The following is a 25,916-nucleotide window of genomic DNA, read 5'->3' on the forward strand; positions in this document are numbered from 1 at the left end:
CCAGCCTACGGCCCGCACGCCGGCCGGTCGCCGGGAAGCGGTGAGGCGCACTGCACAGCGGCACCCACCTGAACCATCGTTATATTCCCTGGGTGACTACCGAGACCGGGATCAACATCCACACGACCGCCGGCAAGCTGGCGGACCTGGAGCGACGGCTCGACGAGGCGGTGCACGCCGGGTCGGCACGCGCGGTCGAGAAGCAGCACGCGCGGGGCAAGAAGACCGCTCGGGAGCGGATCGAGATGCTCCTCGACGAGGGCTCCTTCGTCGAGCTGGACGAATTCGCCCGGCACCGCTCGACCAACTTCGGGCTGGAGAAGACCCGCCCGTACGGGGACGGCGTGGTGACCGGCTACGGCACGGTGGACGGCCGGCAGGTCTGCGTCTTCGCGCAGGACTTCACCGTCTTCGGCGGCTCGCTCGGCGAGGTCTTCGGCGAGAAGATCGTCAAGCTGATGGACCTGGCCATGAAGATCGGCTGCCCGGTCGTCGGCATCAACGACTCGGGCGGCGCGCGGATCCAGGAGGGCGTCGCCTCGCTCGGCCTCTACGGGGAGATCTTCTTCCGCAACGTGCGGGCCAGCGGCGTCATCCCGCAGATCTCGCTGATCATGGGTCCGTGCGCGGGTGGCGCGGTCTACTCCCCCGCCGTCACCGACTTCACCGTGATGGTCGACCAGACCTCGCACATGTTCATCACGGGCCCCGACGTGATCAAGACGGTCACCGGCGAGGACGTGGGCATGGAGGAGCTGGGCGGCGCCCGCACCCACAACGCCCGCAGCGGCAACGCGCACTACCTCGGCACCGACGAGGAGGACGCGATCGAGTACGTCAAGGCGCTGCTGTCGTACCTGCCGTCGAACAACCTGGACGAGCCGGTGGTCTTCGACTCGCCGGCGATCCTCGACATCACCGACTCCGACCGGGAGCTGGACACGCTGATCCCGGACTCGGCCAACCAGCCGTACGACATGCACCGGGTCATCGAGCACGTCCTCGACGACGGCGAGTTCCTGGAGGTCCAGCCGCTCTACGCGCAGAACCTCGTGGTCGGCTTCGGCCGGGTCGAGGGGCGCCCGGTGGGAGTGGTCGCCAACCAGCCCATGCACTTCGCCGGCACCCTCGACATTGCCGCCTCGGAGAAGGCGGCCCGGTTCGTGCGCACCTGCGACGCGTTCAACATCCCGGTGCTGACCTTCGTGGACGTCCCCGGCTTCCTCCCCGGCACCGGGCAGGAGTGGGACGGCATCATCCGCCGCGGCGCGAAGCTCATCTACGCGTACGCCGAGGCCACCGTCCCGAAGGTCACCGTCATCACCCGCAAGGCGTACGGCGGGGCGTACGACGTCATGGGCTCCAAGCACCTCGGCGCGGACCTGAACTTCGCCTGGCCGACCGCCCAGATCGCGGTCATGGGGGCGCAGGGCGCGGTGAACATCCTCTACCGCTCGGAGCTGGCGAACGCCGAGGACCCGGCCGCCGTCCGGGCCGAGAAGATCGCCGAGTACGAGGACACCCTGGCCAACCCGTACATCGCCGCCGAGCGCGGGTACGTCGACGGGGTGATCCCGCCGCACGAGACGCGGACCCAGGTCGTGCGGGCGTTGCGGGTGCTGCGCACCAAGCGCGAGACCCTGCCGCCGAAGAAGCACGGCAACATCCCGCTGTAGCAAGCGCTGCCGAGGCCCTCGCCGCACGTCCGGCGGGGGCCTCGGCGCGTCAGCAGCCGGGGTTCGCCGCGGCGCACATCCGGCCGGCCGCGGCACGGGCAAGGTCCAGCAGTTGCGCCTGGGTCACCCTGTTCCCCGGCACGCCGAGGCGTAGGGACTCTCCCGGCACCAGGACGGTGACCAGATCTCCGACCCGGACGACCAGCCTGTCCTCCGGAAAGGGCGTGATGCCGACCGGTTTGCCGGTCGCCGGGTCCAGCGGCACGGAGATGGCGTGCCGGAGCAGGACCGCCTGGTCACCGGCGAAGTCGCTCGCGGCCACCGTCCAGCGGTGCACCACCGTGGCGGTGACCGTTCCCGTCTCCCCCTGGACCGGGCTCACCTCCGGCCACGAGGAGCAGGCCGCCACGAGCCGGTCGAGCTCGGCGAAGACCCGGGCCGGCGCCCCGGCCGGCAGCCGGTAGACGTCCTGACTGACGACCGGCATCCGGTTCGGGGCGAAGCCCTTCACCGCGGCGGCCCCGATCAGGGTCTGCGATCGGGAGTAGCGGGAAACGGTCCCATCCGCCGGCAGCCCCTGGTCCTGCGCGCAGGCCCGGAGGACGTCGTCGACCCGGACCGCCTCACCGATGCCCGTGTCACCGAGCCGCTCGTCACTCTTCGCCGGCACATCGGCCGGGGTAAGCATCGCCTCCACGGGGATCTCCGCGCGCCCGCCGGCCGTGGCGGCCGGGGGTGGCGCCGGGGTCCCGGCCCAGCCCACCCCGACGGCGGAGACCGAGGCGACCACCAACACTGCCGCGGCGGACGCCATCGCCGTACGCCGGCTGCGACGCCGGGCCGCCGCCCGGATCTCGGTCGGCTCCGGCCAGCGGACCTCCCGCAGGTCGCGGTGGACCAGTTCGACGAACCTCGCGTCGTCACGCATCTGCGGCCTCCTCATCCAGATCCACGACCGTGAGCAGTCCGGCCAGGGCGGCCCGGCCCCGGGAGAGCCGTGCCTTGACGGTGCCGACCGGCGCCGACATCTCCCGGGCGACCTCGGCGACCGGCATGCCGAGCAGGTAGTAGAGGGCGATGGCGATGCGCTGCTCCTCAGGCAGCCGACGCAGCGCGGCCACCACCTCCACCGTGTCGGTGCTCGGCTCCGGGATGCTTTCCTGCGCCCCGTGCCGCAGGTACGCGCGGGTCCGGCTGCGCAGGCCGCGCCAGCGACTCACCGCGATCCGGCTGGCCACGACCCGTACCCACGCCTCCGGGTCGTCGTATCCGCTGATCGTCGACCAGCGCTGCCAGGCCCGGATGTACGCCTCCTGCACGGAGTCCTGAGCCTCGGCCAGGTTGCCGGTGAGCACGAAGACGTAGCCGAGCAGCCGCTGTCTGCTGCCCCGGTAGAACTCGTCGAACCCCTCGACGTCCGGCACGTCGCCACCTCCCCCGCGTCGGTCGGAGGGGACACGCGTGGCGGGTGGCCACGGGTTGCCGTCAGCCGACCAATTTCTCCAGCTCGGCCAGGGGGAAGCCGCCGGCCGGGATGCGTTCACGGACCGCCCGGCGGACGGCGACCTGGACGGCCTCGTTGGCCGGGGTGGGCACCCCGTGCAGCCGGCCGAGCAGCACGATCTCGCCGTTCAGGTGGTCCGCCTCGGCGGAGCCGGCGCCCCGGGCCAGGCTCTGCCAGGTGGAGCCGCCGGCCCGCTCCTCGCCGTCGACCGGCCGGTGCCGTACCAGCTCGCCCCGCTCGGCGGCCTCCTCCTCGCGGGTCGTGTGCGGGATGCCGGCTGCGGCCAGCGCCTCCTCGCCCTCGGCGCGCACCCGGGCGGCCAGCGACTCGTGCACGTCCGGGCCGAGCAGCGCCTGGAGGCCGTTGCCCAGGTTGCCGAGGAGCTTGCCGTACTTCCAGCGCATCACGTCGTCGCGGACCGGCGCGACGAACCCGGCGGCGGTCAGGTCGGCGGCGACCGCGCGGCTGGTGTCGTCCGCGCCGGACGGGTAGCGGCCGAGGTGCAGCATCCCCGGGTGCGGGTGCCCGTTCGCCACCACCACGCCGGGCTCCAGGTGGGTGGCGGGCAGCCACACGCAGACCGGGTGCACCCGGGCGAACAGCCGCAGCGCGGCCGGCTCGTTGCCGACGCCGTTCTGGGCCAGCACGATCGGCAGCCGCTCGCCCGCCGTCCCGCCGCCCTCCACCGGGGTGTCCACCCAGGTCGCCAGGGCCGCCGCGGTGTCCTGCGACTTGACCGTGAGCACCAGCACGGTGTCCGCCGGCAGCGGGCGGTCGTCCGGCCCAGCCACCGCGGGCAGCCGGCTGGTGACGGTGCCGTCCGGCGTCCGCAGGGTCAGGCCCCGCTCCCGGAGCGCGTCCAGGTGCGCGCCGCGGGCCACCAGCGTCACGTCGCGGCCGGCCTCCCCCAGCCGTACGCCGATGGTGCCGCCGACCGCGCCCGCGCCGATGATCACGTATCGCACCCGTCCGATTCTGCCCCGCCCCGGCCCGGCCCGCCGGGTGATCCACTCCACATCGGGAGCCGGCGTTCCGGGGGCAGCGGTCAGATCGTGAGCCCGGCGTCGGTGAGGATCGGGCCGGCGAGCAGCAGCGCGCCGGCGCCCAGCGCGGCCAGGCTGACCAGCAGGAACACGGTCACCCAGAACAGCGGCGGGAAGGGGGTGAGCCGGGCGAGCTGGTCCGCGTCGGACTCGGGCATCCGCCCCCGGCTGCGCAGCCGTTGCAGCTCGATCACCGGGCGGACGCCGCCGAAGAGCAGGAACCAGACGGACGTCCAGGCGAACGCCGCCTGCACCTGCGCCGAGGCGTACCAGGAGACGGCGAGCACCACGCCGCCGGTGACCAGCAGGGACAGCACACCGAAGACGTTGCGGATCATCACCAGCATGGCCAGCAGCAGCGCCACCGCCACCCAGAGCAGCAGGGTGATCCGGTTGCCGGCGAGCAGCCACGCCCCGGCGAGACCGATCAGTGACGGGGCGACGTACCCGGCCAGCAGGGTGAGGATCATCCCCGGGCCGGTGGGGCGGCCGGCGGAGAGGGTGAGCCCGGAGGTGTCCGAGTGCAGCCGGATGCCGCGCAGCCGCCGGCCGGTGAGCAGGGCCATGAGCGCGTGGCCGCCCTCGTGCGCGATGGTCACCGCGTTGCGGGCGATCCGCCACGGCAGCCGGGTGGCGACCACCGCCACCGCGACGACGGCGGTCAGCAGCACCAGTAGCGGCGGCGGGTCGGGCTGGGCGCCGAGCAGCTTGTCCCAGAGGGTGGTGAGGCCGTCGATCAGGGGCATGGGCGGGGAGCCTACCGGCCTGGGCTGTGTCGTTCGACCTGCACAGCCTCGTCAGCTGTGAGACTGACGGGTGATCGACCCGGCCACCCTCCGCTGAACCGCTCCGCACGGGTTACCGAGGCGACGACAACCGTCTATGAAAAATTCTTTAAGCCCTCTTGCGATCTAGGGCACTTACCTCCAAAGATTGACGTCAATCATTTGACGTCCTGGAGGCATCAATGGCTCGTACCAGACTTTCCGTGCGGCGGCTGCTCGCCGCCGCCCTGACCGTCGCCGCCACCGCGGCGGCGGGCCTCGTCGCGACCGCCGGACCGGCCGCCGCGGCCACCACCCCCGGCATCGACGTCTCGCGCTACCAGGGCACCATCAACTGGACCAGCGTGCGGAACGCCGGCATCCAGTTCGCCTTCATCAAGGCGACCGAGGGCACGAGCTACAAGGACCCGAACTTCAACAGCAACTACACCAACGCCTACTACGCCGGCGTCATCCGCGGGGCCTACCACTTCGCCCGGCCGAACATCTCCTCCGGCGCGACCCAGGCCGGCTACCTGGCCAGCAACGGCGGCGCCTGGTCGGCCGACAGCCGTACGCTCCCCGCCGCGCTCGACATCGAGGCCAACCCGTACAGCGGGGGTTACTGCTACGGCCTGAGCACCACCGGCATGCGCAACTGGATCCAGGACTTCCTCAACACCTACCGCTCCCGCACCGGCCGGTACGCGGTCATCTACACCACCACCAGCTGGTGGAACCAGTGCACCGGCAGCTGGACCGGCCCGTGGGCCAACCACCCGCTCTGGCTGGCCCGCTGGTCGAGCACGCCCGGCGCCCTCCCGGCCGGCGCCCCGGTGTGGAGCTTCTGGCAGTACACCAGCACCGGCAGCGTCTCCGGGATCAGCGGCAACGTCGACCGCAACTACTGGAACGGTGACCGCACCCGGCTGATCGCCCTGGCCAACAACACCGCCTGACCGGCATCCACGGTCGCCAGTCGGCGGCAGCGGGATCGGCTACGACCGAGGTCGACAGCTGGTCCGGCTGCCGCCACTGCCGTCCTACCGCCCGGGTCACGCCCTGCGTCGCGAGGCGACCGGCACGGGGACGGCGCCCCGCCCGGCCAGGGTGGTCCGGCGGGCCAGCCGCCACGCCGCCACCCCCGCGACGGTGAGGGCGACGACACCGATCACCGCGACCGGCGCGGACAGGCCGGCGCTCACCAGCAGCAGGACCACGTCCCCGAGCGCGACAAGCATCCACAGTGCCAGCCGGGGACCGGTGTCCTTGTGTCGGTAACCCATTGTCGTACCTCCTTCCGTCGTCGCGGTCTCAATACCCCCGAGGACGGAAGGCCATGCGAGTCAGTTTCGCAACGGCGGGATTCGCTGGGTCAGTTCACCCGGTCGGGCTTGAAGCCCTTGGTGATGATCTCCCAGTTGGCCAGGTTGGCGTCCCACGCGTTCGCCGGGACCTCCCAGCGCAGGGCGTAGCCCCGGTTGCTGGCGGTGGCCACACCCCGGTTGCGCACGTGGAAACGGGTTCCGCCGTTGCGCGTCTCCAGCCAGTCCCAGTCGGCGCAGGTGCGGTAGTAGCCGTCGCAGCGGGTGATGCCGACCAGCTTGTAGTTGTCGACGTAGTTCCGGCGGCTGGACTCCTGCGCCTGCCAGTCGGCGTACGCGTCCTTCTTGGGCGAGTCGGTCCACTGGATGAAGAGCACCCGGCGCGCCCCGCCGACCTCGTAGAGCACCACGTTGTCGGAGCGGACGCGGGCCTGCCAGCCGTCGGGGATCGGCACCTGGAAGCCGTTCGGGCCCTTGTAGTAGCGCCAGCCCGCGGGCAGGGCGCCGGCGGACGCCGAGGGGGTCGGGCTGGGCGGGGCGCTGCTCGGCGCGCCCGAGGTCGGCGCACCACTGGTACCCGGTGCGGCGCTGGTTCCCGGCGCGGGTGGGGCCCCGGCCGACGTGGTGGCGGCCTGCTGCCCGCCCTTCTTGCCGCCGTCACCGGAGTTGAGCAGTGGCACGGCCACCGCCAGGCCGACCAGCAGCACCGCGACAACTGCGCCGATCAGCAGGTTGCGCCTGTTGCGCTCCGGCTTCGTGCCCGGGATCACCGCCGCCCGGCCGGTCGACGGCGCCGGGCTGACCGGCTCGGCCAGCACCGACGTGGGGTTCCTCGGCGGGGCCGGCGGCTCCACCACCGGCTCGCCGTCCAGCCGCGTCTCGTCCAGGGCCGGATCGGCACCGTCCAGACCGGTGTCGTCGGCAGCCGGCTCGGCGTCGAGCTTGGTGGTCGGTTCGGCGACCGGCGGGGCCACCTTCGCAGTGGGCGTGGCGTCCGCGCCGGCCGGCATCTTGGCGGTGGCGCCCGCGATCCCCGCGGCACCCGCGGCGGCGGCCGCGGCCGTACCCCCGTCGGGCTTGCGCGGCGCCGGGGTCACCGGCGGCTCGGCCTGGTCGTCGGCCGGACGCGGCGCCGGCACCAGCGGCGGGCGCGGCCCGCGCGGACCGTTCGGCCCCGGCCGGCGTACGCCGTCCAGCAGCGAGATGCCCTTGGCCCGCCGCCCCGCGGCCTTGCGCAGCATGCGCTCCGCGACCTCGGCGGTGATCCGCTCCTCCGGGTCCTTGCGCAGCAGACCCTGGAGCACCGGCTTCAGCGGCCCGGCGTTCTTCGGCGGCGGCAGCGGCTCGGTGGCGAGCGCGGCCAGGGTGGCGATCGCCGAGGGCCGCGCGTAGGGCGACTTGCCCTCGACGGCGGCGTAGAGCGTGGCGCCCAGCGACCAGAGGTCGGCCTCCGGCCCCGCCGTGCCGTCCTTCGCCCGCTCCGGCGCGATGTACGCGGGCGAGCCGAGCACCATGCCGGTGCGGGTCACGTTGGGGTCGCCCGGGATCGTGGCCAGACCGAAGTCGGTGAGCACCACCCGGCCGTCGTTGCCGAGCAGCACGTTGCCCGGCTTCACGTCGCGGTGCATGATGCCGGCCTTGTGCGCGGCCTTCAGCGCGCCCAGCACGCCGAGACCGATCTCGACGGCCTTCGCCGGCGACACCGGGCCGTCCTCGGCGATGGTGTCCTGCAGGGACTTCGACGCCACGTACTCCATGACGATCCACGGATCGCCGTCGGTGCGCAGCACGTCGAAGATGCGGACCACGTTGACGTTGTTGAGCCGGGCGATGGCCCGGGCCTCCCGCAACGAGCGTTCCCGCATCTCGCGGCGCTCTTCGGGCGTGAGGCTGGGCGGCGGGACGAGTTCCTTGATCGCCACGTCGCGGTGCAGTACTTCGTCGCGCGCCTTCCACACCCGACCCATGCCGCCCTGGCCGAGCGGCGAGATGAGCCGGTACCGGTCGGCGACGAGTTGGGGGAGCGCGCTAGACATCGCCTGAAACCGTACCCGGCAGCCCCGACGCGTACACCGGCGGCACGCCACTGTGCGGTGAAGGTCAAGTTCTGGACGCGTACCCTGTCGGCATGTCTGCCGAAGAGCCGCTGTTCCGGATCGTCCGCGGCGTGCCCACCGCCGAGGAACTGGCCGCCCTGGTCGGCGCGATCGTGGTGCGGACGCGACCGGCCGCTGCCACCGCGCCGGCCGCCGTGTCGCAGTGGGCGCGCAGCGCCCGTCCGGCCGGCGCGGCGCCGGTCGCCGGCCCCGGCGCGTGGCGCGCCTCCGGCCTCCCCCGCTGACCCTTCCCGGGTACGCCGCCCGCGCATCAGGACTGCCGGGATCCGCGACGAGCCATTAACCTCACTGAGGGAAACCGTGCGGTGACGGGCAGGGAGGGTCGATGATCCCGGAGGACAACCAGCCGGCCGGTTGGCTGCGTGACTACGGCGGCATCGAGGCCGACATCCGACGGATGCGCGAGTTCGCCGACCGGCTCCAGGACGAGGTGACCCGCAACTACGCCCCCCACCTGTCGTACATCGCGGACGACATGAAGGCCCCGGTCCCCAACCCGGCCGACGCGTTCATCGAGCTGGTCCAGTTCCTCCAGGCCCACCACGAGACCCAGCAGGCCACGGTCAGCATGGTCTGGGACCTGGCCCCGGCCACCGGCCGGCTCGCCGGCGCCGCCGGCCACATCGCCGCGAAGTACGGCGACTCCGACGCGTTCTCCTCGGCCCGGGTCGCCGATGTGGAACGCGCCCTCGCCGCGCCGTCCACCCCGGCGGCCCGCCCGGTGCCGCCACTGACGGATCCCACCGCACCCGAGCAGGGCCGGGTGGTCCTGCCGTGATCGAACGGGGCAGCGGGCGCACCTCCGGGCTCACCGACTGGCGGCTCATGGACGTGCTCAGCATGTGGGCATGCCTCCAGGACCAGGACACCACCGGCCAGTGGAAGCAGGTCGCCGGCTGGCGCAAGGTCTGCGACCTCGCCCTGGCCCACCTCAGCCGGCTGCGCGAATACCGGCGCGGGCTCGCCGAGGCGTGGCCACCGGAGACCAACGCCGCCGCGCGGGCGTACCTCGGGGAACTCGACCAGCTCATCGACCAGGTGCAGCGCACCCACGACGCCGCCGCCGCGAACTACGACGCGCTCGCCGCCGCCACCCGCGCCATCGGCAGCACCCGCGCCGAACTGCAACCGCTCTATGACGAGTACGCGGAGAAGGTGCGGCAGAAGCGGGCGTACGAGGCGATCCTCGCCGACCCGAAGGCGGTGGCGGGGAGCCGGCTGCCGGAAAAGCCGCCGGTGACGGACGGCGATCTGGAGCAGTTGAATGCTCGGGCACGCGGGTTGATGACGGGATTGAGCGGCGAACTCCAACAAGCCCAAGTCATGCTCCGCCAACCTCCACCCAGACCAAACATCCGCCGCCAGCCAGATGAGAGCACGCCATCTGACCACTTGGGAGCCGTTCCGGTAATCCCGCCTATCGTGCCCGTGCCAACAGCAAGCAGAACGTCACCAGCTCACTCGCAAGATCATCCACGCAAGCCCGTTTCCGTCACAGCGCCACCAACCACGCCACCCGTGCTTGGCGCCGGACCGATCCTCGGCGGGGTAGGGAGCAATTTCGCCCCGGCTTCTCCGACTGTCGGATCACCGTCCATCGCGACCCCGGGTGCATCCGGCCAGCCGGTAGGCCCGGCCGGCCCGATCCCAACAAATGGCTACCGGCCAAACTCCCCCTTTGCGGGCAGGGCACCGAATTCAACACCAGGGCCGCCGCACCCAATCAACACGCCCGCAAGCGGCGGCGCAGGCGCTCTACCGCATTCGACGCCTCGACCGTTGCCACCTGGGGGGCTTATAGGTGGCACTCCCAGCGCCAACCAACCAGGAAGTAAGGGTGCCTCCCGCCGAGTCAACCCTATCGGGGGCGTGATTGGCGGCGGGGCTGCTGGCACCGCCCCAAGCGGTGCAGCTGGGTCCCGTCCCGGGTCGGGCCGGGGGTCCCAATTCGGTGTACACAGCGGCCTCTCTCCGTTCGGAGGTGCCCCCGGTAGCAGCTCTCCTGCTGGCCTGCATGGCTTCTCCGGTAATGGCAACCGCAAGCCACCACCTGACCAGAAGTCACGATCCTGGGACCCGGACAATCCGTGGGAGGTTGACGAAGGGGTGTCTCCGGTAGTACGTCCACCAGACGAGGATGGACCCACAGACCCGGGACCAGCTATCGGCCTCGACCGGTGAATGAAGCTAACTACCTGGCCGCACTGGTCGCCTCGCTCTCACTAGCCCTAACGACTCCGCAGCCTGTCGCACTGAGCACAACGGTCGGGCCTAGCCAAGTGCGCAGGGAGCAATGGCACCTGCAGTACCTCGACATAGCCAAGGTGCATCAGATAAGCCAGGGGGCGGGTGTCATAGTCGCCGTTGCGGACACCCGGGTTTTCGACCATCCCGATTTGCGCGGGAACGTACTGCCGGGCATCGACATCACCACGAGCAGTCCGGTAAACCGACAAGCCCCTTCAAGCCATGGGACGTTGATGGCTGGCTTGATCGCCGCTCACGGACAAGGCAAGGGCGGTGGTGCCCTCGGGATCGCTCCCCGAGCCAAGGTTCTCCCTGTGCGCGTCCAACCTGACCTCCAACAAGGCAGCACGGAAGATCTGGCAGCTGGTGTTGAGTGGGCGACGGCTAATCATGCCGACGTAATCAGCATCTCGTCGGTTGCAGGGGCGAGCGTACGTCTCCAACAGGCAGTACGAGCCGCCATAGAGGCAAACATCGTTGTAGTCGCGGCAGCCGGTAACCGTCCAGAGGATTCAGGCGTTGGCTATCCAGCGTCCGAACAAGGTGTAGTCGCCGTCGGCGGGACCGACAAGACGGGCCGCCTTGCGTCCATATCCGTTACCGGTCCGGAAATCGACGTCGTAGCACCGGCTGCAGACATCTACAGCACTAGCTACGGCGGCAAGTACGCAAAGGGAACAGGGACCTCAAGTGCCACTGCGATCGTGGCCGGGGCCGCCGCGCTGATCCGTTCCAAGTACCCCGATCTCCCCGCCCAGGAGGTCGCCCACCGCCTGACCGCCACCGCGATCGACAAGGGCCCACCCGGTCGCGACGACGAGTACGGCTACGGCGTCATCGACCTGGTCGCCGCCCTCACCGCCGATGTCCCCCCACTCGGCTTCGAAACACCATCGGTCACCGCACCCACCTCGACGGCGGCGCACGACAGCAGTGACGACAACTCGACCGCGCGCGGCCTGGCGACGCTGGGCGTGCTGCTCGCGGCCGGTGGCGGTTATCTGGTCTGGCGCCGGCGTCGACGTGCCGGCAACCCGCCGCCGCGGATCAGCCGGTAGCGTCGGTGGGGTGTTGAACTCCGTGCCGCTGCGCCTCGTGCTCGCTTCGCAGAGTCCCGCCCGCCGCAAGCTGCTCCAGGCCGCCGGGATCGAACCTGACGTGCTGGTGAGCGGCGTCGACGAGTCGCAGGTGGTCAGCGATCGGGCCGAGGAGCTGTGCCTGGAGCTGGCCCGGTTGAAGGCGCAGGCGGTGCTGGGCCGGCTGCGTCCCAACCCGGACGAGCGGACGCTCGTGCTCGGCTGCGACTCGGTGCTGGCGTTCGACGGCGAGATTCTCGGCAAGCCGACCGACGCGGCGGACGCCACCCGGCGGTGGGAGCGGATGCGCGGGCGCAGCGGGGTGCTGCACACGGGTCATTGTCTGATCGACGTGGTGCACGAGTCCCGCGCGGAGGCGGTCGCCTCGACGACTGTGCACTTCGCCGACATCAGTGACGCGGAGATCGCCGCGTACGTGGCGACGGGTGAGCCGCTCGCCGTCGCCGGGGCGTTCACCATCGACGGTCTGGGCGGGGCGTTCCTGACCGGCATCGAGGGCGACCCGGGCACGGTGGTGGGGCTCTCCCTGCCGCTGCTGCGTGGTCTCCTCGCCGAGTTGGAGCTGAACATCACCGACCTGTGGACGAAGGTCGCGCCTGGGGGCCAGGAGATCGAGCATCTCGGCTAACGTCCGGTCATGAGCACGAAGCCGTTGCCGCTGACCCCGGAACTGCACGCGTACCTCGTGGCGCACGGGTCCGCCCCCGACGAGATCGTCCGGGAGCTGGCCGAGGAGACCCGCGCCGCTCTTCCCGCCCAGGCGGACATGCAGGTCGCGCCGGAGCAGGCCGCGTTCCTGACCTTCCTGACCCGGCTGCTCGGCGTCCGGCAGGCGGTGGAGGTGGGCACGTTCACCGGGCTCTCCTCGTTGGCCATCGCCCGGGGCCTCGCCGAGGGTGGCCGCCTGACCTGCTTCGACATCTCGGAGGAGTACACCGGCGTGGCCCGGCGCTACTGGACCCGGGCCGGCGTGCAGGACCGGATCGAGCTGCGTATCGGTCCGGCCGCGGAGACGCTGCGCCAGCTGCCGCAGGAGCGCTACCTGGACCTGGCGTTCATCGACGCCGACAAGGTCGGCTACCCGGTCTACTGGGACGAGTTGGTGCCCCGGATGCGCCAGGGCGCGGTGATCGCCGTGGACAACACGCTGCGCGGCGGCCGGGTGCTCGCCCCGCAGAACGCCGACGACCGCGCCATCGCCGCCTTCAACGACGAGATCCTCGCCGACTTCCGCGTCGAGGTGGTCATGCTTCCCATCGCGGACGGGGTGACGCTGGCCCGGGTGCGCTGACCCAGCACGCCGAGGCGGCGGGTCCGAGTCTGCGGGACACCGCCACCACGCCGAGCCGGCGCGGAGAGACCGCTCCGGCGTGGGAGCGGGAGCCGGTCAGGCGGCGGCGCCCACCGGAGCCCGGTCCTCGGTGGGCGCGGACAGGCGCAGGGCGCGGCCGAGCCGCACGGCGAGGAGCATGGCCGCGGCGATGAAGCCGGGCAGGAGCAGGAAGGCCAGGTGCGGGCCGACGCCGTCGGCCACCCAGCCGAGCGCGACCGGCGCGATCCCGAAACCCACACCCATCGAGTACGACGCCCAGCCGGCCGCCTTGTCCGCGGCCGGTCCTGCCACGGCGAGGGCGATGGAGATCGCCAGGGGGTAGTGCAGGGCGTTGCCCAGCCCGAGCACGACCAGGCCGGTGACGGCCAGCCAGCCGATGGGGGCGGACCAGAACAGCGCGAACCCGGCCAGGGAGACGGTCAGCGCGGCGACGAGCAGCGGCACCGGCGGCCAGCGCAGCGCGAGCCGGCCACCGGCCAGCCGGCCAACGAACATGCCGCAGACGATCGCCGCGACGGCCGCCGAGGCCCCACCGGCGCTGAGCCCGGCGTGGGTGCGGAGCACGTCCGCGGTCCAGAGCGACAGGCAGACCTCGATCGAACCGGTGACCGACATGAGCACCCAGGCGATCCAGTACGCCGGCGGCAGCCGCCCCGGCACCGCTCGCTGCCGGAGATCTTGGACAGTTTCCGTTCGAGACGAACGGGAAGTCTCCAAGATCCGGCGCGCGGGCGGCGCGGCGGCAGCCGCGGGAGCGGGGGCGGTCTTCGGCAGGCGTACCCGGAAGGTCACGGCGGCGAGGGCGACCAGCGTGATGAGCCCGACCTCGACGGCCATCACCGGCCGCCAGCCGAGGCCGGCGTCCACGGTCGCGCCGATGACCAGCGGCGCGAGGATGCCCATGCCGGCGCAGGCGGCGTTGGCCTCGGTGAGCGCGGCGGGCGCGGCGGGCCCGTGGTGGGCGGTGAGCACCACGCTGACCCCGCTGATCACCATCATGCCGAAGGTGGCGATGACCGCGACGGCGGCGATGGTGGCGGGCAGCGGGTGAAGCAGGCCGAGCGCGGTGACGCCGGCGGCCACGCCGGCCAGCCCGAGCCAGATGGCCGGGCCGCGGCCGAGGCGGCGGGCGGCCGGCGCGAAGAGCGCACCGCCGGCCAGCGCGCCGATCGCGATGCCGGTGCTGTGCAGGCCGGCGACGGCGGCGCTGGTGCCCTGTTCGTCCCGGAGCAGCGGTACGACGGGACCGAACCCGTAGAGGAAGAAGCCCCACATCCCCAGCTGGGCGTAGGTCAGCCAGGTCGTCCGGTCACGGGTGAGGCGGGGCACCGGCCTTACGCTACGCGCGCGCGACCGGCACCCCGCCCTGGATGAGAGGCAGCTCTCGTCCTGCTCAGCGAACGCTGCGCGCGAACTGCCGGGCGGCCCAGACCACCCCGGCGACGGCGAGCACCGCGATGATCGTCAGGCCCTGCCAGACCTTGTCGTTGCTCAGGTCGCCGGCGAAGAGCGCCCGGACGCCGTCGACCGACCAGGAGAACGGGTTCCACTTGGCGACGCCCTGGAGCCAGCCGGGGGCGAAGGTCAGCGGGAGCAGGATCCCGGAGAGCAGCAGCACCGGCTGGGCCACGGTGTTCATGAGCGGGGCCAGCGCGTCCTCGCTCTTGACCTTGAGCGCGACGCCGTAGGAGACGGCCGAGGTCATCAGCGCGATGAGCGCGAGCATCAGGTACGCGAGCAGGAGGTAGCCGATGAAGACGCGCAGGTCGAACAGGAGCGCGAGCAGGGTGATGATGACGGCCTGCGCGACCAGCGAGACCACGTCCCGCAGCGAGCGGCCGAGCAGCAGGGCGAGCCGGCTGACCGGGGTGACGCGGGACCGCTCGATGACCCCGGCGCGCAGCTCGGCGATGAGGCCGAAGCCCTGGAACAGGCCGCCGAAGATGGCCAGCAGCACCAGCAGGCCGGGCACGAAGATCTTGTAGGCCTCGGCCTGGGTCGGCGCGTTCAGGGCGGGCTTGAGCAGCGGGGCGAAGAGCAGCAGGTACATCACCGGCTGGAAGACGCCGACGAAGACCCAGACGGGGTTGCGCAGCAGCAGCTGGATCTGGCGCTGGAAGATCAGCCAGGTGTCGCGGGCGAGTTTCATGACAGTTCTCCCGGTGGTCAGGACTCGCGCAGCGAGCGGCCGGTCTTGGTGAGGAAGACGTCGTCGAGGCTGGGACGGTGCAGCTCGATCGAGCGCAGCTCCAGCCCGGCGTGGTCGAGGCGGCGCAGCACCTGCGGGATGGCGGTGGCGCCCTCGTCGACGTAGAGGCGCAGGCCGCCCTCGTCGGCGGTCTCCAGCTTGCTGACGTACGCCTCGGTGTCGAGCAGTTCGGCGGCACGCGGGGTGGTGGCCGCGTCGAGGCCGACCAGCACGACCTCGCCGGAGATCTCGCGCTTCAGCTCGGCCGGGGTGCCCTCCGCGACCACCTCGCCGTGGTCCATGATCGCGATCCGGTCGCAGAGCGCGTCGGCCTCGTCGAGGTAGTGCGTCGTGATGAAGACGGTCATGCCCTCGGTGCGCAGCCGGCGGATTTCGTCCCACATGTGCGCCCGGCTCTGCGGGTCGAGGCCCGTGGTCGGCTCGTCCAGGAAGACGATCTTGGGTTCGTGGATGATGCCGAGCGCGATCTCGACCCGGCGGCGCTGGCCGCCGGAGTAGGTCTTGCACTTGCGGTCGGCGTACTCGCTGAGCTGGAAGGCGTCCAGGGCGCGGGCGGCGCGGCGGTGCGCCTCGGCCTTGGCGATGCCGTAGAGCCGGGCGTGCAGCACCAGCTCCTCGCGGGCGGTCGACTCGTCCCAGGTGCTGCCGCCCTGGGCCACGTAGCCGATCCGCCGGCGCACCTCGGCCGGGTCCTTGCGCAGGTCGGCCCCGGCGATGGCGGCCTCGCCGCCGTCCGGCTCGATGAGGGTGGCGAGCATCCGCAGCGTGGTGGTCTTGCCGGCACCGTTGGGGCCGAGGAAACCGAAGATCTCCCCCTCGGCCACCTCGAGGTTGACGCCGCGGACCGCGTCCACGGTCTTCGTCTCGCGACCCGCGCGGGAGCGGAACGACTTCCGCAGCCCCCTGGTCTCGATCATGTCTGCTCCTGGTCCTCCGGGCCGGACGCGACCGGCCGTCGATGGTCCGCGAGGACGCACGGCTCCCCCACGGCTCGCGCAGAGACTAACGCGATATAACTCTTGTGGTCAACGTTGATTATTCCGCGTCGGGGGTGCCGTCCTTCCAGCCCGACCATCCCTCGGCCTGCTCCAGCCCAGCAGGCAGGTACGACACTCCGGACTCGATCCGCTCGGCGATCCGCTCGCACCAGGCCATCTCCGCCTCGGCCCGGGCCAGCCAGAGCTCGAACATCCAGCCGACGTGCACCGGCTTGCGGTTGCGCACCCAGTCCGAGTCCAACGAGGCACGCATCGACTCGACGCCGGCCCGGAGGAGGTTCGCCCGGTTGCGCAGGGCCGCGGCGGCCTCGTCGCGGGGCATCGCGGGCAGGAACGAAAAGGCCGCCACGAACGGGTCCGGCGGCTCGTTGAGCTGCCACCACTGCGCCCGCAGCAGGGTCTCGAACTCCTCCTCGCCCTTCGCCGTCACCTCGTACGTGGTGCGGGCGGGGCGGGCGCCGACCTGCTCGACGGAGACCGTCCGGAGCAGCCCCTCGTCGGTGAGCTTGCGCAGCGCGTGGTAGATCGAACCGGGCTGCACGTTGGCCCACTTGTCCGCGCTCCAACTCAGCAGCTCACGGCGCACGTCGTAGCCGTGCACCGGCTGCATCCACCTGACCAGGCCCAGAATCATCATCCGCGTCGCCGACACCGGGCAAGCGTAATAGCCAAATTTGACTACAGTGCGGCATCCCACACTGAGCGATCGTTAGGGCCGAAATCCCCGGCCGATACACTCCCGGCAACGACCTCCCGGGAGGAGCCACCAAGGTGCGCAAGGTACTCATCGCCAACCGCGGCGAGATCGCCGTCCGCGTCATCCGCGCCTGCCGCGACGCCGGCCTGGCAAGCGTCGCCGTCTATGCGGACTCCGACCGGGACGCCCTGCACGCCACCCTCGCCGACGAGGCGTACGCCCTGGGCGGCGACACCGCCGCCGACAGCTACCTGCGGATCGACAAGCTGATCGACGTGGCCGCGAAGGCCGGCGCCGACGCGGTGCACCCCGGCTACGGCTTCCTCTCCGAGAACGCCGACTTCGCCCAGGCCGTCATCGACGCGGGGCTGACCTGGATCGGCCCCACCCCGCAGGCGATCCGAGACCTGGGCGACAAGGTGACCGCCCGGCACATCGCCCAGCGTGCCGGCGCGCCCCTGGTTCCCGGCACCCCCGACCCGGTCGGCAACGCCGACGAGGTGATGGCCTTCGCCATCGACCACGGCCTGCCGGTCGCCATCAAGGCGGCCTTCGGCGGCGGCGGGCGCGGCCTCAAGGTGGCCCGCACCATGGAGGAGATCCCGCACCTGTTCGAGTCGGCCACTCGCGAGGCGGTCGCCGCGTTTGGCCGGGGCGAGTGCTTCGTCGAGCGCTACCTCGACCAGCCCCGCCACGTCGAGGCGCAGGTGCTGGCCGACCAGCACGGCAACGTGATCGTCGTCGGCACCCGGGACTGCTCGCTCCAGCGCCGGCACCAGAAGCTGGTCGAGGAGGCCCCCGCGCCGTTCCTCACCGAGGCCCAGCGCAAGCAGATCCACGACAGCGCCAAGGCGATCTGCCGGGAGGCCGGCTACCACGGCGCCGGCACGGTGGAATACCTGGTCGGCGCGGACGGCACCATCTCCTTCCTGGAGGTCAACACCCGGCTCCAGGTCGAGCACCCGGTGACCGAGGAGACCGCCGGCATCGACCTGGTCCGCGAACAGTTCCGCATCGCCGACGGCGAGAAGCTGCGGTTCACCGAGGACCCGACCCCGCGCGGGCACTCCATCGAGTTCCGGATCAACGGCGAGGACCCGGGCCGCAACTTCCTGCCCGCCCCGGGCACCATCACCGCGCTGCGGCTGCCCACCGGACCGGGCGTCCGGGTGGACACCGGCATCTCGGCCGGCGACGTGATCGGCGGCAACTTCGACTCGCTGCTGGCCAAGGTGATCATCAGCGGCGAGACGCGTACCGAGGCGCTGGAGCGGGCCCGCCGCGCGCTGGACGAGATGGTCGTCGAGGGCATGGCCACGGCGCTGCCCTTCCACCGCCTGGTGGTCCGCGACGAGGCGTTCACCGCCGAGCCGTTCACCGTGCACACCCGGTGGATCGAGACCGGATGGAACAACACCGTCCCGGCCTTCACCGCCCCCGCCGGCGCCGTCGAGGGCCCGGCCGAGCGCGAGACCGTCGTGGTCGAGGTGGGCGGCAAGCGGCTGGAGGTCAGCCTCCCGGCCGGCCTCGGCGCGGGTACGGCGGCAGCCGCGCCCGCCGCGAAGAAGCCGGCCCGCCGGGGCGGCGGCGCCAAGGCCGGCGCGGCGGCCAGCGGCGACGCGCTCACCTCGCCCATGCAGGGCACCATCGTCAAGATCGCCGTAGCGGACGGGGACACCGTCGCCGAGGGTGACCTGGTGGTGGTCCTGGAGGCGATGAAGATGGAGCAGCCCCTGCACGCCCACAAGGCCGGCACGGTCAGCGGCCTGTCGGCCGAGGTCGGTGCCGTGATCACGGCCGGCGCGTCCATCTGCACCATCTCCTGACGTCCGCGGCGGTCCCGCCGGCCGGGGTGGTTTGGGCCACCAGCGGCGGCGGGACCGGCCGCGAGCGGGAATGATGGCCGGGTGCGGTTCCTTCATGGCGCGGTTCCCGCGCACGACCTGACCTACAACGACGTCTTCATGGCGCCCAACCGGTCCGAGGTGGGCTCCCGGCTCGACGTCGACCTGGCCACGGCCGATGGCACCGGCACCACCATCCCGCTGGTGGTGTCGAACATGACCGCGGTCGCCGGCCGCCGGATGGCCGAGACGGTGGCCCGGCGCGGCGCCATCGCGGTGATCCCGCAGGACATCCCGATCGAGGTGGTGGCGAACGTCGTCGCCTGGGTCAAGCAGCGGCACCTGGTGCACGACACCGCCATCACGCTCGGCCCCACGGACACCGTGGGCGACGCCATCCACCTGCTGCCGAAGCGGTCGCACGGCGCGGTGATCGTGGTGGACGAGGCGGGCCGCCCGCTCGGCGTGGTCACCGAGGCCGACACCGTCGGGGTGGACCGCTTCGCCCAGCTCCGGCACGTGATGTCGACCGAGCTGCACACCGTGCCGGCGGACGCCGACCCGCGTACCGGCTTCGACCGGCTCTCGGCGGGCCGGCGGCGGCTCGCCCCGGTGGTGGACGCAGAGGGACGCCTGGTCGGCGTGCTGACCCGGCCGGGCGCGCTGCGCGCCACGCTCTACAAGCCGGCCGTCGACGACCGGGGCCGGCTGCGCGTCGCCGCCGCGGTGGGCATCAACGGCGACGTGACCGGCAAGGCGGCCGCCCTGCTGGAGGCCGGGGTGGACACCCTCGTGGTGGACACCGCGCACGGGCACCAGGAGCGGATGATCTCGGCGCTGCGGGCGGTCCGCAAGCTCGACCCCGGGGTTCCGGTGGCGGCGGGCAACGTGGTCACGGCGGACGGCGTGCGGGACCTGGTCGAGGCGGGCGCCGACATCATCAAGGTCGGTGTCGGGCCGGGCGCCATGTGCACCACCCGGATGATGACCGGCGTGGGCCGCCCGCAGTTCTCCGCGGTGCTCGACTGCGCCGCGGCGGCCCGCTCGCTCGGCCGGCACGTCTGGGCCGACGGCGGCGTACGCCACCCGCGGGACGTGGCGCTGGCGCTCGCGGCGGGCGCCTCGAACGTGATGATCGGCTCCTGGTTCGCCGGCACCTACGAGTCTCCCGGCGACCTCTACACCGACGCCGACGGCCGGCGCTACAAGGAGAGCTTCGGCATGGCCTCGGCCCGTGCGGTGAGCGCGCGGACCGCCGAGGACAGCGCCTTCGACCGGGCCCGGAAGGCGATCTTCGAGGAGGGCATCTCCTCGGCCCGGATGTACCTGGACCCGACCCGGCCGGGCGTCGAGGACCTGATCGACGAGATCATCTCCGGGGTACGCAGCGCGTTCACCTACGCGGGCGCCCGCAACCTGGACGAGTTCCACGAGCGGGCCCTGGTCGGCGTGCAGAGCACCGCCGGCTACACCGAGGGGATGCCCCTGCCGACGAGCTGGTGACCCCGGGGGTCGGGTCCCTCCCGACGAGGACGAGGGGCCCGGCCGTCAGGGGAAGAGCCGGCTGATCACGGTGCGGGCGGCGGCCTCCGGGTCGGGGCCGACCCGGGGCGGCAGGGCGCCCGAGAGCCAGAGCGTGGCGAAGCCGTGCACGATCGACCAGGCCGCCAGCGCGTCGACGTCCGGCCCCCGGCCGGTGCGCCGGGCCACGCCGGTGCGCAGCAGCTCGCCGGCCCGGGTCCGGGCGGCCACCACCTCGGGATCGTCGGCCCGGTAGAGGTCGGGGCGGAACATCACCTCGAAGTGGGCCCGGTGCCGGACCGCGAACCCCACGTACGCCACCCCGGTGTCGACCAGCTCGTCGCCGGCGTTGCCCAGCGCCTCGGCCAGCAGCGCGAAACCCTGGGCGGCGAGCGCGGTGAGCAGCCCCGCCTTGTCGCCGAAGTGGTGGGCGGGGGCGGCGTGCGAGACGCCGGCCCGGCGGGCCAGGTCGCGCAGGCTCAGCGCGGCCGGGCCGGACTCCGCCATCACCTCCACCGCCGCGTCGAGCAGGGCGCGGCGCAGGTCGCCGTGGTGGTACGCGCGGGACTGGGTCATGCACACCACTCTAACTTGCCATTGACAAGATAGCCCTCCGTGGCCCAATCTTGTCAGCGACAAGTTACCCCCGTCGGGAGGCGTACCCATGGCACCCCTGATCGCCCTCATCGCCGGCACCGCGGTGGCCCGGCTCGCCGGCCTGCTCGGCGTCGACGCCCTCGACGGCTGGCACCCCGCCCTGCGGATCGGCCTGGCCCTGATGTTCGTGCTGACCGCCTCGGCCCACTTCCTGTCCCGCCGCGCCGACCTGATCGCCATGGTGCCGCCGGGGCTGCCCCGGGCGGACCTGCTGGTCACGCTGACCGGGGTGCTCGAACTGCTCGGCGCGCTCGGGCTGCTCCTGCCGGCGACCGCGCGGCCGGCCGCCGCCGGCCTGGCGCTGCTGATGCTGGCCATGTTCCCGGCCAACGTCTCGGCCGCACGGCGCGGACTCACCCTCGCCGGCCGCCCGGTCACCCCGGTCGGCGTCCGAACGGCCCTCCAGGTGGTCTTCGTCGCCGCCGCCCTGGCGGTGGTGTTCGGCTGACGGCGAAAATAGTTTGGGGCCTTACGGTTCGGGGGCTAATCTCACGCCCGTGAACATGGGACCGCTCGTCCGCTTCCCGGACGCGCTCCAGCAGGCGCCGCTCGGCCGGTTGATCTCCATCGCCGGGCACGTCGTCGAGCAGCACTGGGGCCGCTACCTCGCCGAACACCACGGGCTCACCTCCGCCGGCATGCGGGTGCTGCTCGTCCTGCTGCGGGCGGGCGACAGCACCCACCGGGAGATGGCGGAGCGCTGCTTCGTCCGGCCGGCCACCCTCACCGGCATCGTCGACACCCTGGAGCGGGACGGCTTCGTCGACCGGCGCCGGGACCCCGCCGACCGGCGCAGCGTCCAGCTCAGCCTGACCGACAAGGGCCGGGAGCACGCGCTCGCCATCATCGACCTGATCCACAGCAACCGGCCGCTCACCTCGGTCGACGCGGACCCGGCGAAGCAGGCGGTGATTCGCGAGTTCCTCACGGAAATCATCACGAGCATGTCCGATGGGGACCTTCGCCGGTTGAACCGGGACAGCGAGTCCGACACCGAGAACCCATCGGGGAGCCGTCCGTGCTGATCCGCCTGCTCCGTACCCACCTGCGCCCGTACCGGCGGTTGCTGGCCGCGGTGGTGGCCTTCCAGTTCGTCGGCACCATGGCTTCGCTCTACCTGCCGAGCCTCAACGCCGACATCATCGACCGCGGCGTGGCCGTCGGCGACACCGACCAGATCCTGCGTACGGGCGGCTGGATGCTGCTCGTCAGCCTGCTCCAGATCGCCTGCTCGATCGTCGCCGTCTACCTCGGCGCGAAGACCGCGATGGGCTTCGGCCGGGACGTCCGGGCCGGCATCTTCGCGCACGTCAACCGCTTCTCCGCCCGCGAGGTGGCCCGGTTCGGGGCGCCCTCGCTGATCACCCGGAACACCAACGACGTGCAGCAGGTGCAGATGCTCGTGCTGATGAGCTGCACCATGCTGGTCGCCGCGCCGATCATGAGCGTCGGCGGCGTGGTCATGGCGCTCCAGGAGGACGTGGGGCTCTCCTGGCTGATGCTGGTCTGCGTACCGGTCCTGGCGGTCGCGCTGGGCCTCATCACCCGGCGGATGGTGCCGGGCTTCCGGCTCATGCAGACCCGGATCGACACGGTCAACCGGGTGCTGCGCGAGCAGATCAGCGGCATCCGGGTGGTACGGGCCTTCGTCCGCGAGCCCTACGAGACGGAACGCTTCCGGGTGGCGAACACCGACCTGACCGCGACCGCGCTGCGGATCGGCCGGCTCCAGGCGCTGATCTTCCCGGTGGTGATGCTGGTGCTCAACGTCTCCAGCGTCGCGGTGCTCTGGTTCGGCGCGGAGCGGGTCGACTCCGGCCAGATCCAGGTCGGCGCGCTCACCGCCTTCCTGCAGTACCTGATGCAGATCCTGATGGCGGTCATGATGGCCACCTTCATGCTGATGATGGTGCCGCGCGCGGCCGTCTGCTCCGAACGGATCGTCGAGGTGCTGGACACCGAGTCGTCGGTGGTGCCGCCGGTCGAGCCGATGATCGCGATGACCCGGCGCGCGGAGCTGGAGTTCCGCCGCGTCGCCTTCCAGTACCCGGGGGCGAGCGCGCCGGTGCTGCACGACATCTCGTTCCGGGCCAGCCCCGGCCGGACCACGGCCATCATCGGGTCCACCGGCGCCGGCAAGACGACCCTGCTCACCCTGATCCCCCGGCTGGTCGACCCGACCGCCGGCGCCGTCCTGGTCGACGGGGTGGACGTGCGGCTGCTGGAACCGGACGAGGTGTGGCGCCGGATCGGTCTGGTGCCACAGCGGCCGTACCTGTTCAGCGGCACCGTCGCCAGCAACCTCCGGTACGGCAACCCGGACGCGACCGACACCGAGCTCTGGGCGGCCCTGGAGATCGCCCAGGCCCGGGACTTCGTGGCGGAGATGCCGGGCGGGCTGGAGGCGCCGATCGCGCAGGGCGGCACGAACGTCTCCGGTGGCCAGCGGCAACGGCTCGCCATCGCCCGCGCGCTGGTCCGCCAGCCGGAGATCTACCTCTTCGACGACTCCTTCTCCGCGCTCGACCTCGGCACGGACGCCCGGCTGCGGGCCGCGCTGAAGCCGGTCACCGCGGACGCGGTGGTGGTGATCGTGGCCCAGCGGGTCTCCACGATCGTCGACGCCGATCAGATCATCGTGCTCGAGGACGGGGGCGTCGTCGGGATGGGACGACATGAGGACCTGCTGGTGACCTGCCCGACGTACGCCGAGATCGTGGCATCCCAGCAGACGGCGGAGGTGACGGCATGACGGCCGTACCGGGGCAGAAGCCGGCGCCCGGCCCGAAGGCCGGCGGGGGCGCGCCGCAGCGGCTGCCCGCGGCGGCCGCACGGCGCGGCGGCGGGGGGCCGCCGTGGATGGGCGCCGCCATGCCGGCGGAGAAGTCGATGAACTTCGGGCCGTCCGCCCGCCGGCTGCTCGGCCGCCTCCGGCCGCACCGGTTCTCCCTGACCGCGATCATCACCCTGGCGGTGGCCAGCGTCGGGGCGAGCGTGATCGGTCCGAAGATCCTCGGGCACGCCACCGACATCATCTTCGCCGGGGTGGTCGGCCGCCAGATCCCCGCCGGCACCACCCCGGAGCAGGCGGTCGCCGCGGCCCGGGCCGCCGGCAACGACAACTTCGCCGACATGCTGGCCCGGATGGACGTGGTGCCCGGGGCGGGCATCGACTTCACGGCGCTGGCCCGCACCCTCACCCTGGCGCTCGCGCTCTACCTGGGCGCCAGCCTGCTCATGTGGTGGCAGGGCTGGCTGCTCAACGGGGTGGTGCAGCGCACCGTGCTGCGGCTGCGCGCCGAGGTGGAGGAGAAGCTCAACCGGCTGCCGCTGCCCTACTTCGACAAGCAGCCCCGGGGTGAGCTGCTCAGCCGGGTCACCAACGACATCGACAACATCTCGCAGACCCTGTCGCAGACGCTCAGCCAACTGCTCAGCGCGCTGCTCACCGTGGTCGGCGTGCTGGCCATGATGTTCTGGATCTCGCCGCTGCTGGCCCTGGTCGCCCTGGTGGCGGTGCCGCTGTCGGTGGTCGTCACCCAGCAGATCGCCAAGCGCTCGCAGCGCCGGTTCATCGCCCAGTGGCGGCACACCGGTGAGCTCAACGGCCTGATCGAGGAGACCTACACCGGGCACGAGCTGGTCAAGGTCTTCGGCCGGCAGCGCGAGGCGCAGGCCGCCTTCGCGGCCAAGAACGAGGAGCTGTTCCGGGCCAGCTTCGGTGCCCAGTTCATCTCCGGGATCATCATGCCGGCCATGATGTTCGTCGGGAACCTCAGCTACGTCGCGATCGCCGTGGTCGGCGGGCTGCGGGTGGCCTCCGGGACGATGAGCCTCGGCGACGTGCAGGCGTTCATCCAGTACTCGCGGCAGTTCACCCAGCCGCTGACCCAGATCGCCTCGATGGCCAACCTGCTCCAGTCCGGGGTGGCCTCGGCCGAGCGGGTGTTCGAGGTGCTCGACGCCGAGGAGCAGACCCCGGACCGGCCCGCGCCGCCCCGGGTCACCGGCCGGGTCGAGTTCGAGCACGTCTCCTTCCGCTACGACCCCGACAAGCCGTTGATCGACGACCTCTCGCTGGTGGCCGAGCCGGGGCACACCGTGGCCATCGTCGGCCCGACCGGCGCCGGCAAGACCACCCTGGTCAACCTGATCATGCGGTTCTACGAGCTGGACGCCGGCCGGATCAGCCTGGACGGGGTGGACATCCGCTCCATGCGCCGCGACGAGCTCCGCAGCAAGATCGGCATGGTGCTCCAGGACACCTGGCTCTTCGGCGGCACCATCCGGGACAACATCGCGTACGGGCGGCCGACCGCCACCGAGGAGGAGATCCTGGCCGCGGCCCGGGCCACCTTCGTGGACCGGTTCGTGCGCAGCCTCCCCGACGGCTACGACACCGTGATCGACGAGGAGGGGAGCAACGTCAGCGCCGGCGAGAAGCAGCTCATCACCATCGCGCGGGCGTTCCTCGCCGAGCCGTCGCTGCTGATCCTCGACGAGGCGACCAGCTCGGTCGACACCCGCACCGAGGTGCTGCTCCAGCGGGCCATGGCGGCGCTGCGCAGCGACCGGACCAGCTTCGTCATCGCGCACCGGCTCTCCACCATCCGGGACGCCGACCTGATCCTCATGATGGACCAGGGCCGGATCGTCGAGCAGGGCACGCACGACGAGCTGGTCGCGGCGAACGGCCCGTACGCCGAGCTCTACCGGTCGCAGTTCACCGGCGCGGCCGTCGACGAGGAGGCCGCCGCGCCGCTGCCGGCGGGCGGACCGCCCGGGAGGCCGGGCGGCGGACCGCCCGGAGGCCCCGGCGGCGGACCGCCCCCCGGGAAGCCGGCGGCCGCGCCGGCCGGGCGCTGACGTGGACGCCACGAGCGG

Annotated in this window: 24 protein-coding genes; 13 read left to right on the plus strand and 11 right to left on the minus strand. The window is 72.1% G+C overall.

The annotated features are described in order from the left end of the window. The first annotated feature begins 92 nt into the window (after positions 1 to 92). The gene (locus IEY96_RS01110) at positions 93 to 1,676 is read left to right on the plus strand and encodes an acyl-CoA carboxylase subunit beta (RefSeq protein WP_189192926.1); all 1,584 of its coding nucleotides are present in this window, start codon (positions 93 to 95) and stop codon (positions 1,674 to 1,676) included. A gap of 49 nt (positions 1,677 to 1,725) precedes the next feature. Here IEY96_RS01110 and IEY96_RS01115 read toward each other — a convergent pair whose 3' ends face one another. The 4 genes from IEY96_RS01115 to IEY96_RS01130 all read right to left on the minus strand — a co-directional run bounded on the left by IEY96_RS01115 (position 1,726) and on the right by IEY96_RS01130 (position 4,969). Further along, positions 1,726 to 2,604 (minus strand): hypothetical protein, encoded by an 879-nt coding sequence (locus IEY96_RS01115; RefSeq protein WP_189192927.1) that lies wholly within the window; start codon positions 2,602 to 2,604, stop codon positions 1,726 to 1,728. Further along, the gene (locus IEY96_RS01120) at positions 2,597 to 3,100 is read right to left on the minus strand and encodes a SigE family RNA polymerase sigma factor (protein ID WP_189192928.1); all 504 of its coding nucleotides are present in this window, start codon (positions 3,098 to 3,100) and stop codon (positions 2,597 to 2,599) included. Before IEY96_RS01120 ends, IEY96_RS01115 begins: the two co-directional genes overlap by 8 nt. Positions 3,101 to 3,161: 61 nt before the next feature. Beyond that, on the minus strand, positions 3,162 to 4,145 hold the full coding sequence (locus tag IEY96_RS01125; protein ID WP_189192929.1) for a ketopantoate reductase family protein: 984 nt from the start codon (positions 4,143 to 4,145) through the stop codon (positions 3,162 to 3,164). An 80-nt stretch (positions 4,146 to 4,225) separates the two neighbouring features. After that, positions 4,226 to 4,969, minus strand: coding sequence for a M50 family metallopeptidase (locus tag IEY96_RS01130; RefSeq protein WP_189192930.1), 744 nt, complete (start codon positions 4,967 to 4,969; stop codon positions 4,226 to 4,228). A gap of 221 nt (positions 4,970 to 5,190) precedes the next feature. On the opposite strand from IEY96_RS01130, the gene IEY96_RS01135 reads away from it, so the two are divergent. After that, positions 5,191 to 5,946, plus strand: a complete 756-nt coding sequence (locus tag IEY96_RS01135; protein WP_148426409.1) for a GH25 family lysozyme — start codon at positions 5,191 to 5,193, stop codon at positions 5,944 to 5,946. 96 nt (positions 5,947 to 6,042) lie between these two features. On the opposite strand, the gene IEY96_RS01140 is transcribed toward IEY96_RS01135, so the two are convergent. Beyond that, entirely contained in the window at positions 6,043 to 6,273 is a 231-nt protein-coding gene (locus tag IEY96_RS01140; RefSeq protein WP_189192931.1) for a hypothetical protein, read from the minus strand. Positions 6,274 to 6,362: 89 nt separating this feature from the next. Continuing rightward, positions 6,363 to 8,348 carry a serine/threonine-protein kinase gene (locus IEY96_RS01145; RefSeq protein WP_189192932.1) on the minus strand — a complete coding sequence of 662 codons (1,986 nt, stop codon included), beginning with the start codon at positions 8,346 to 8,348 and terminating at the stop codon, positions 6,363 to 6,365. 92 nt (positions 8,349 to 8,440) lie between these two features. Between IEY96_RS01145 and IEY96_RS01150 the strand changes: the two genes are divergently transcribed. From IEY96_RS01150 to IEY96_RS01170, 5 genes are all read left to right on the plus strand, one after another. Further along, positions 8,441 to 8,653, plus strand: coding sequence for an acyl-CoA carboxylase subunit epsilon (locus tag IEY96_RS01150; RefSeq protein ID WP_189192933.1), 213 nt, complete (start codon positions 8,441 to 8,443; stop codon positions 8,651 to 8,653). 101 nt (positions 8,654 to 8,754) lie between these two features. Continuing rightward, positions 8,755 to 9,207 carry a hypothetical protein gene (locus IEY96_RS01155; RefSeq protein WP_189192934.1) on the plus strand — a complete coding sequence of 151 codons (453 nt, stop codon included), beginning with the start codon at positions 8,755 to 8,757 and terminating at the stop codon, positions 9,205 to 9,207. A gap of 1,417 nt (positions 9,208 to 10,624) precedes the next feature. After that, positions 10,625 to 11,734, plus strand: coding sequence for a S8 family serine peptidase (locus IEY96_RS01160; RefSeq protein WP_189193568.1), 1,110 nt, complete (start codon positions 10,625 to 10,627; stop codon positions 11,732 to 11,734). Between the two features lie 10 nt (positions 11,735 to 11,744). Continuing rightward, positions 11,745 to 12,401, plus strand: coding sequence for a Maf family protein (locus tag IEY96_RS01165; protein WP_189192935.1), 657 nt, complete (start codon positions 11,745 to 11,747; stop codon positions 12,399 to 12,401). Positions 12,402 to 12,410: 9 nt separating this feature from the next. After that, positions 12,411 to 13,064 (plus strand): O-methyltransferase, encoded by a 654-nt coding sequence (locus IEY96_RS01170; protein ID WP_189192936.1) that lies wholly within the window; start codon positions 12,411 to 12,413, stop codon positions 13,062 to 13,064. Positions 13,065 to 13,160: 96 nt separating this feature from the next. Here IEY96_RS01170 and IEY96_RS01175 read toward each other — a convergent pair whose 3' ends face one another. The 4 genes from IEY96_RS01175 to IEY96_RS01190 all read right to left on the minus strand — a co-directional run bounded on the left by IEY96_RS01175 (position 13,161) and on the right by IEY96_RS01190 (position 16,950). Continuing rightward, positions 13,161 to 14,435, minus strand: coding sequence for an MFS transporter (locus tag IEY96_RS01175; protein ID WP_189192937.1), 1,275 nt, complete (start codon positions 14,433 to 14,435; stop codon positions 13,161 to 13,163). Between the two features lie 64 nt (positions 14,436 to 14,499). Further along, entirely contained in the window at positions 14,500 to 15,255 is a 756-nt protein-coding gene (locus tag IEY96_RS01180; RefSeq protein WP_107076419.1) for an ABC transporter permease, read from the minus strand. Between the two features lie 17 nt (positions 15,256 to 15,272). Beyond that, positions 15,273 to 16,232: an ATP-binding cassette domain-containing protein gene (locus IEY96_RS01185; RefSeq protein ID WP_189192938.1), complete on the minus strand. Its 960-nt coding sequence runs from the start codon at positions 16,230 to 16,232 to the stop codon at positions 15,273 to 15,275. 118 nt (positions 16,233 to 16,350) lie between these two features. Then, positions 16,351 to 16,950, minus strand: coding sequence for a PadR family transcriptional regulator (locus IEY96_RS01190; protein ID WP_189193569.1), 600 nt, complete (start codon positions 16,948 to 16,950; stop codon positions 16,351 to 16,353). Positions 16,951 to 17,084: 134 nt separating this feature from the next. Here IEY96_RS01190 and IEY96_RS01195 point away from each other — a divergent pair, with 134 nt between their 5' ends. Then, complete coding sequence (locus IEY96_RS01195) at positions 17,085 to 18,836, plus strand: acetyl/propionyl/methylcrotonyl-CoA carboxylase subunit alpha (RefSeq protein ID WP_189192939.1); 1,752 nt, start codon at positions 17,085 to 17,087, stop codon at positions 18,834 to 18,836. A gap of 81 nt (positions 18,837 to 18,917) precedes the next feature. Beyond that, entirely contained in the window at positions 18,918 to 20,357 is a 1,440-nt protein-coding gene (locus tag IEY96_RS01200) for a GuaB1 family IMP dehydrogenase-related protein (RefSeq protein ID WP_189192940.1), read from the plus strand. Positions 20,358 to 20,402: 45 nt separating this feature from the next. Here the strand turns inward: IEY96_RS01200 and IEY96_RS01205 are convergent, their stop codons facing one another. Then, positions 20,403 to 20,951: a TetR/AcrR family transcriptional regulator gene (locus IEY96_RS01205; RefSeq protein ID WP_189192941.1), complete on the minus strand. Its 549-nt coding sequence runs from the start codon at positions 20,949 to 20,951 to the stop codon at positions 20,403 to 20,405. Positions 20,952 to 21,039: 88 nt separating this feature from the next. Between IEY96_RS01205 and IEY96_RS01210 the strand changes: the two genes are divergently transcribed. The 4 genes from IEY96_RS01210 to IEY96_RS01225 are packed head-to-tail and all read left to right on the plus strand — an operon-like array spanning position 21,040 to position 25,898. Continuing rightward, complete coding sequence (locus IEY96_RS01210) at positions 21,040 to 21,480, plus strand: DoxX-related protein (protein ID WP_189192942.1); 441 nt, start codon at positions 21,040 to 21,042, stop codon at positions 21,478 to 21,480. 55 nt (positions 21,481 to 21,535) lie between these two features. After that, entirely contained in the window at positions 21,536 to 22,057 is a 522-nt protein-coding gene (locus IEY96_RS01215) for a MarR family winged helix-turn-helix transcriptional regulator (protein WP_189193570.1), read from the plus strand. Beyond that, positions 22,051 to 23,784, plus strand: coding sequence for an ABC transporter ATP-binding protein (locus IEY96_RS01220; protein ID WP_189192943.1), 1,734 nt, complete (start codon positions 22,051 to 22,053; stop codon positions 23,782 to 23,784). The genes IEY96_RS01215 and IEY96_RS01220 overlap by 7 nt, the downstream gene beginning before the upstream one ends. Next, positions 23,781 to 25,898, plus strand: a complete 2,118-nt coding sequence (locus IEY96_RS01225; RefSeq protein WP_189192944.1) for an ABC transporter ATP-binding protein — start codon at positions 23,781 to 23,783, stop codon at positions 25,896 to 25,898. The genes IEY96_RS01220 and IEY96_RS01225 overlap by 4 nt, the downstream gene beginning before the upstream one ends. Positions 25,899 to 25,916 lie beyond the last annotated feature (18 nt).

Source organism: Micromonospora fulviviridis, from assembly GCF_014648395.1.
Lineage (GTDB): Bacteria > Actinomycetota > Actinomycetes > Mycobacteriales > Micromonosporaceae > Micromonospora > Micromonospora fulviviridis.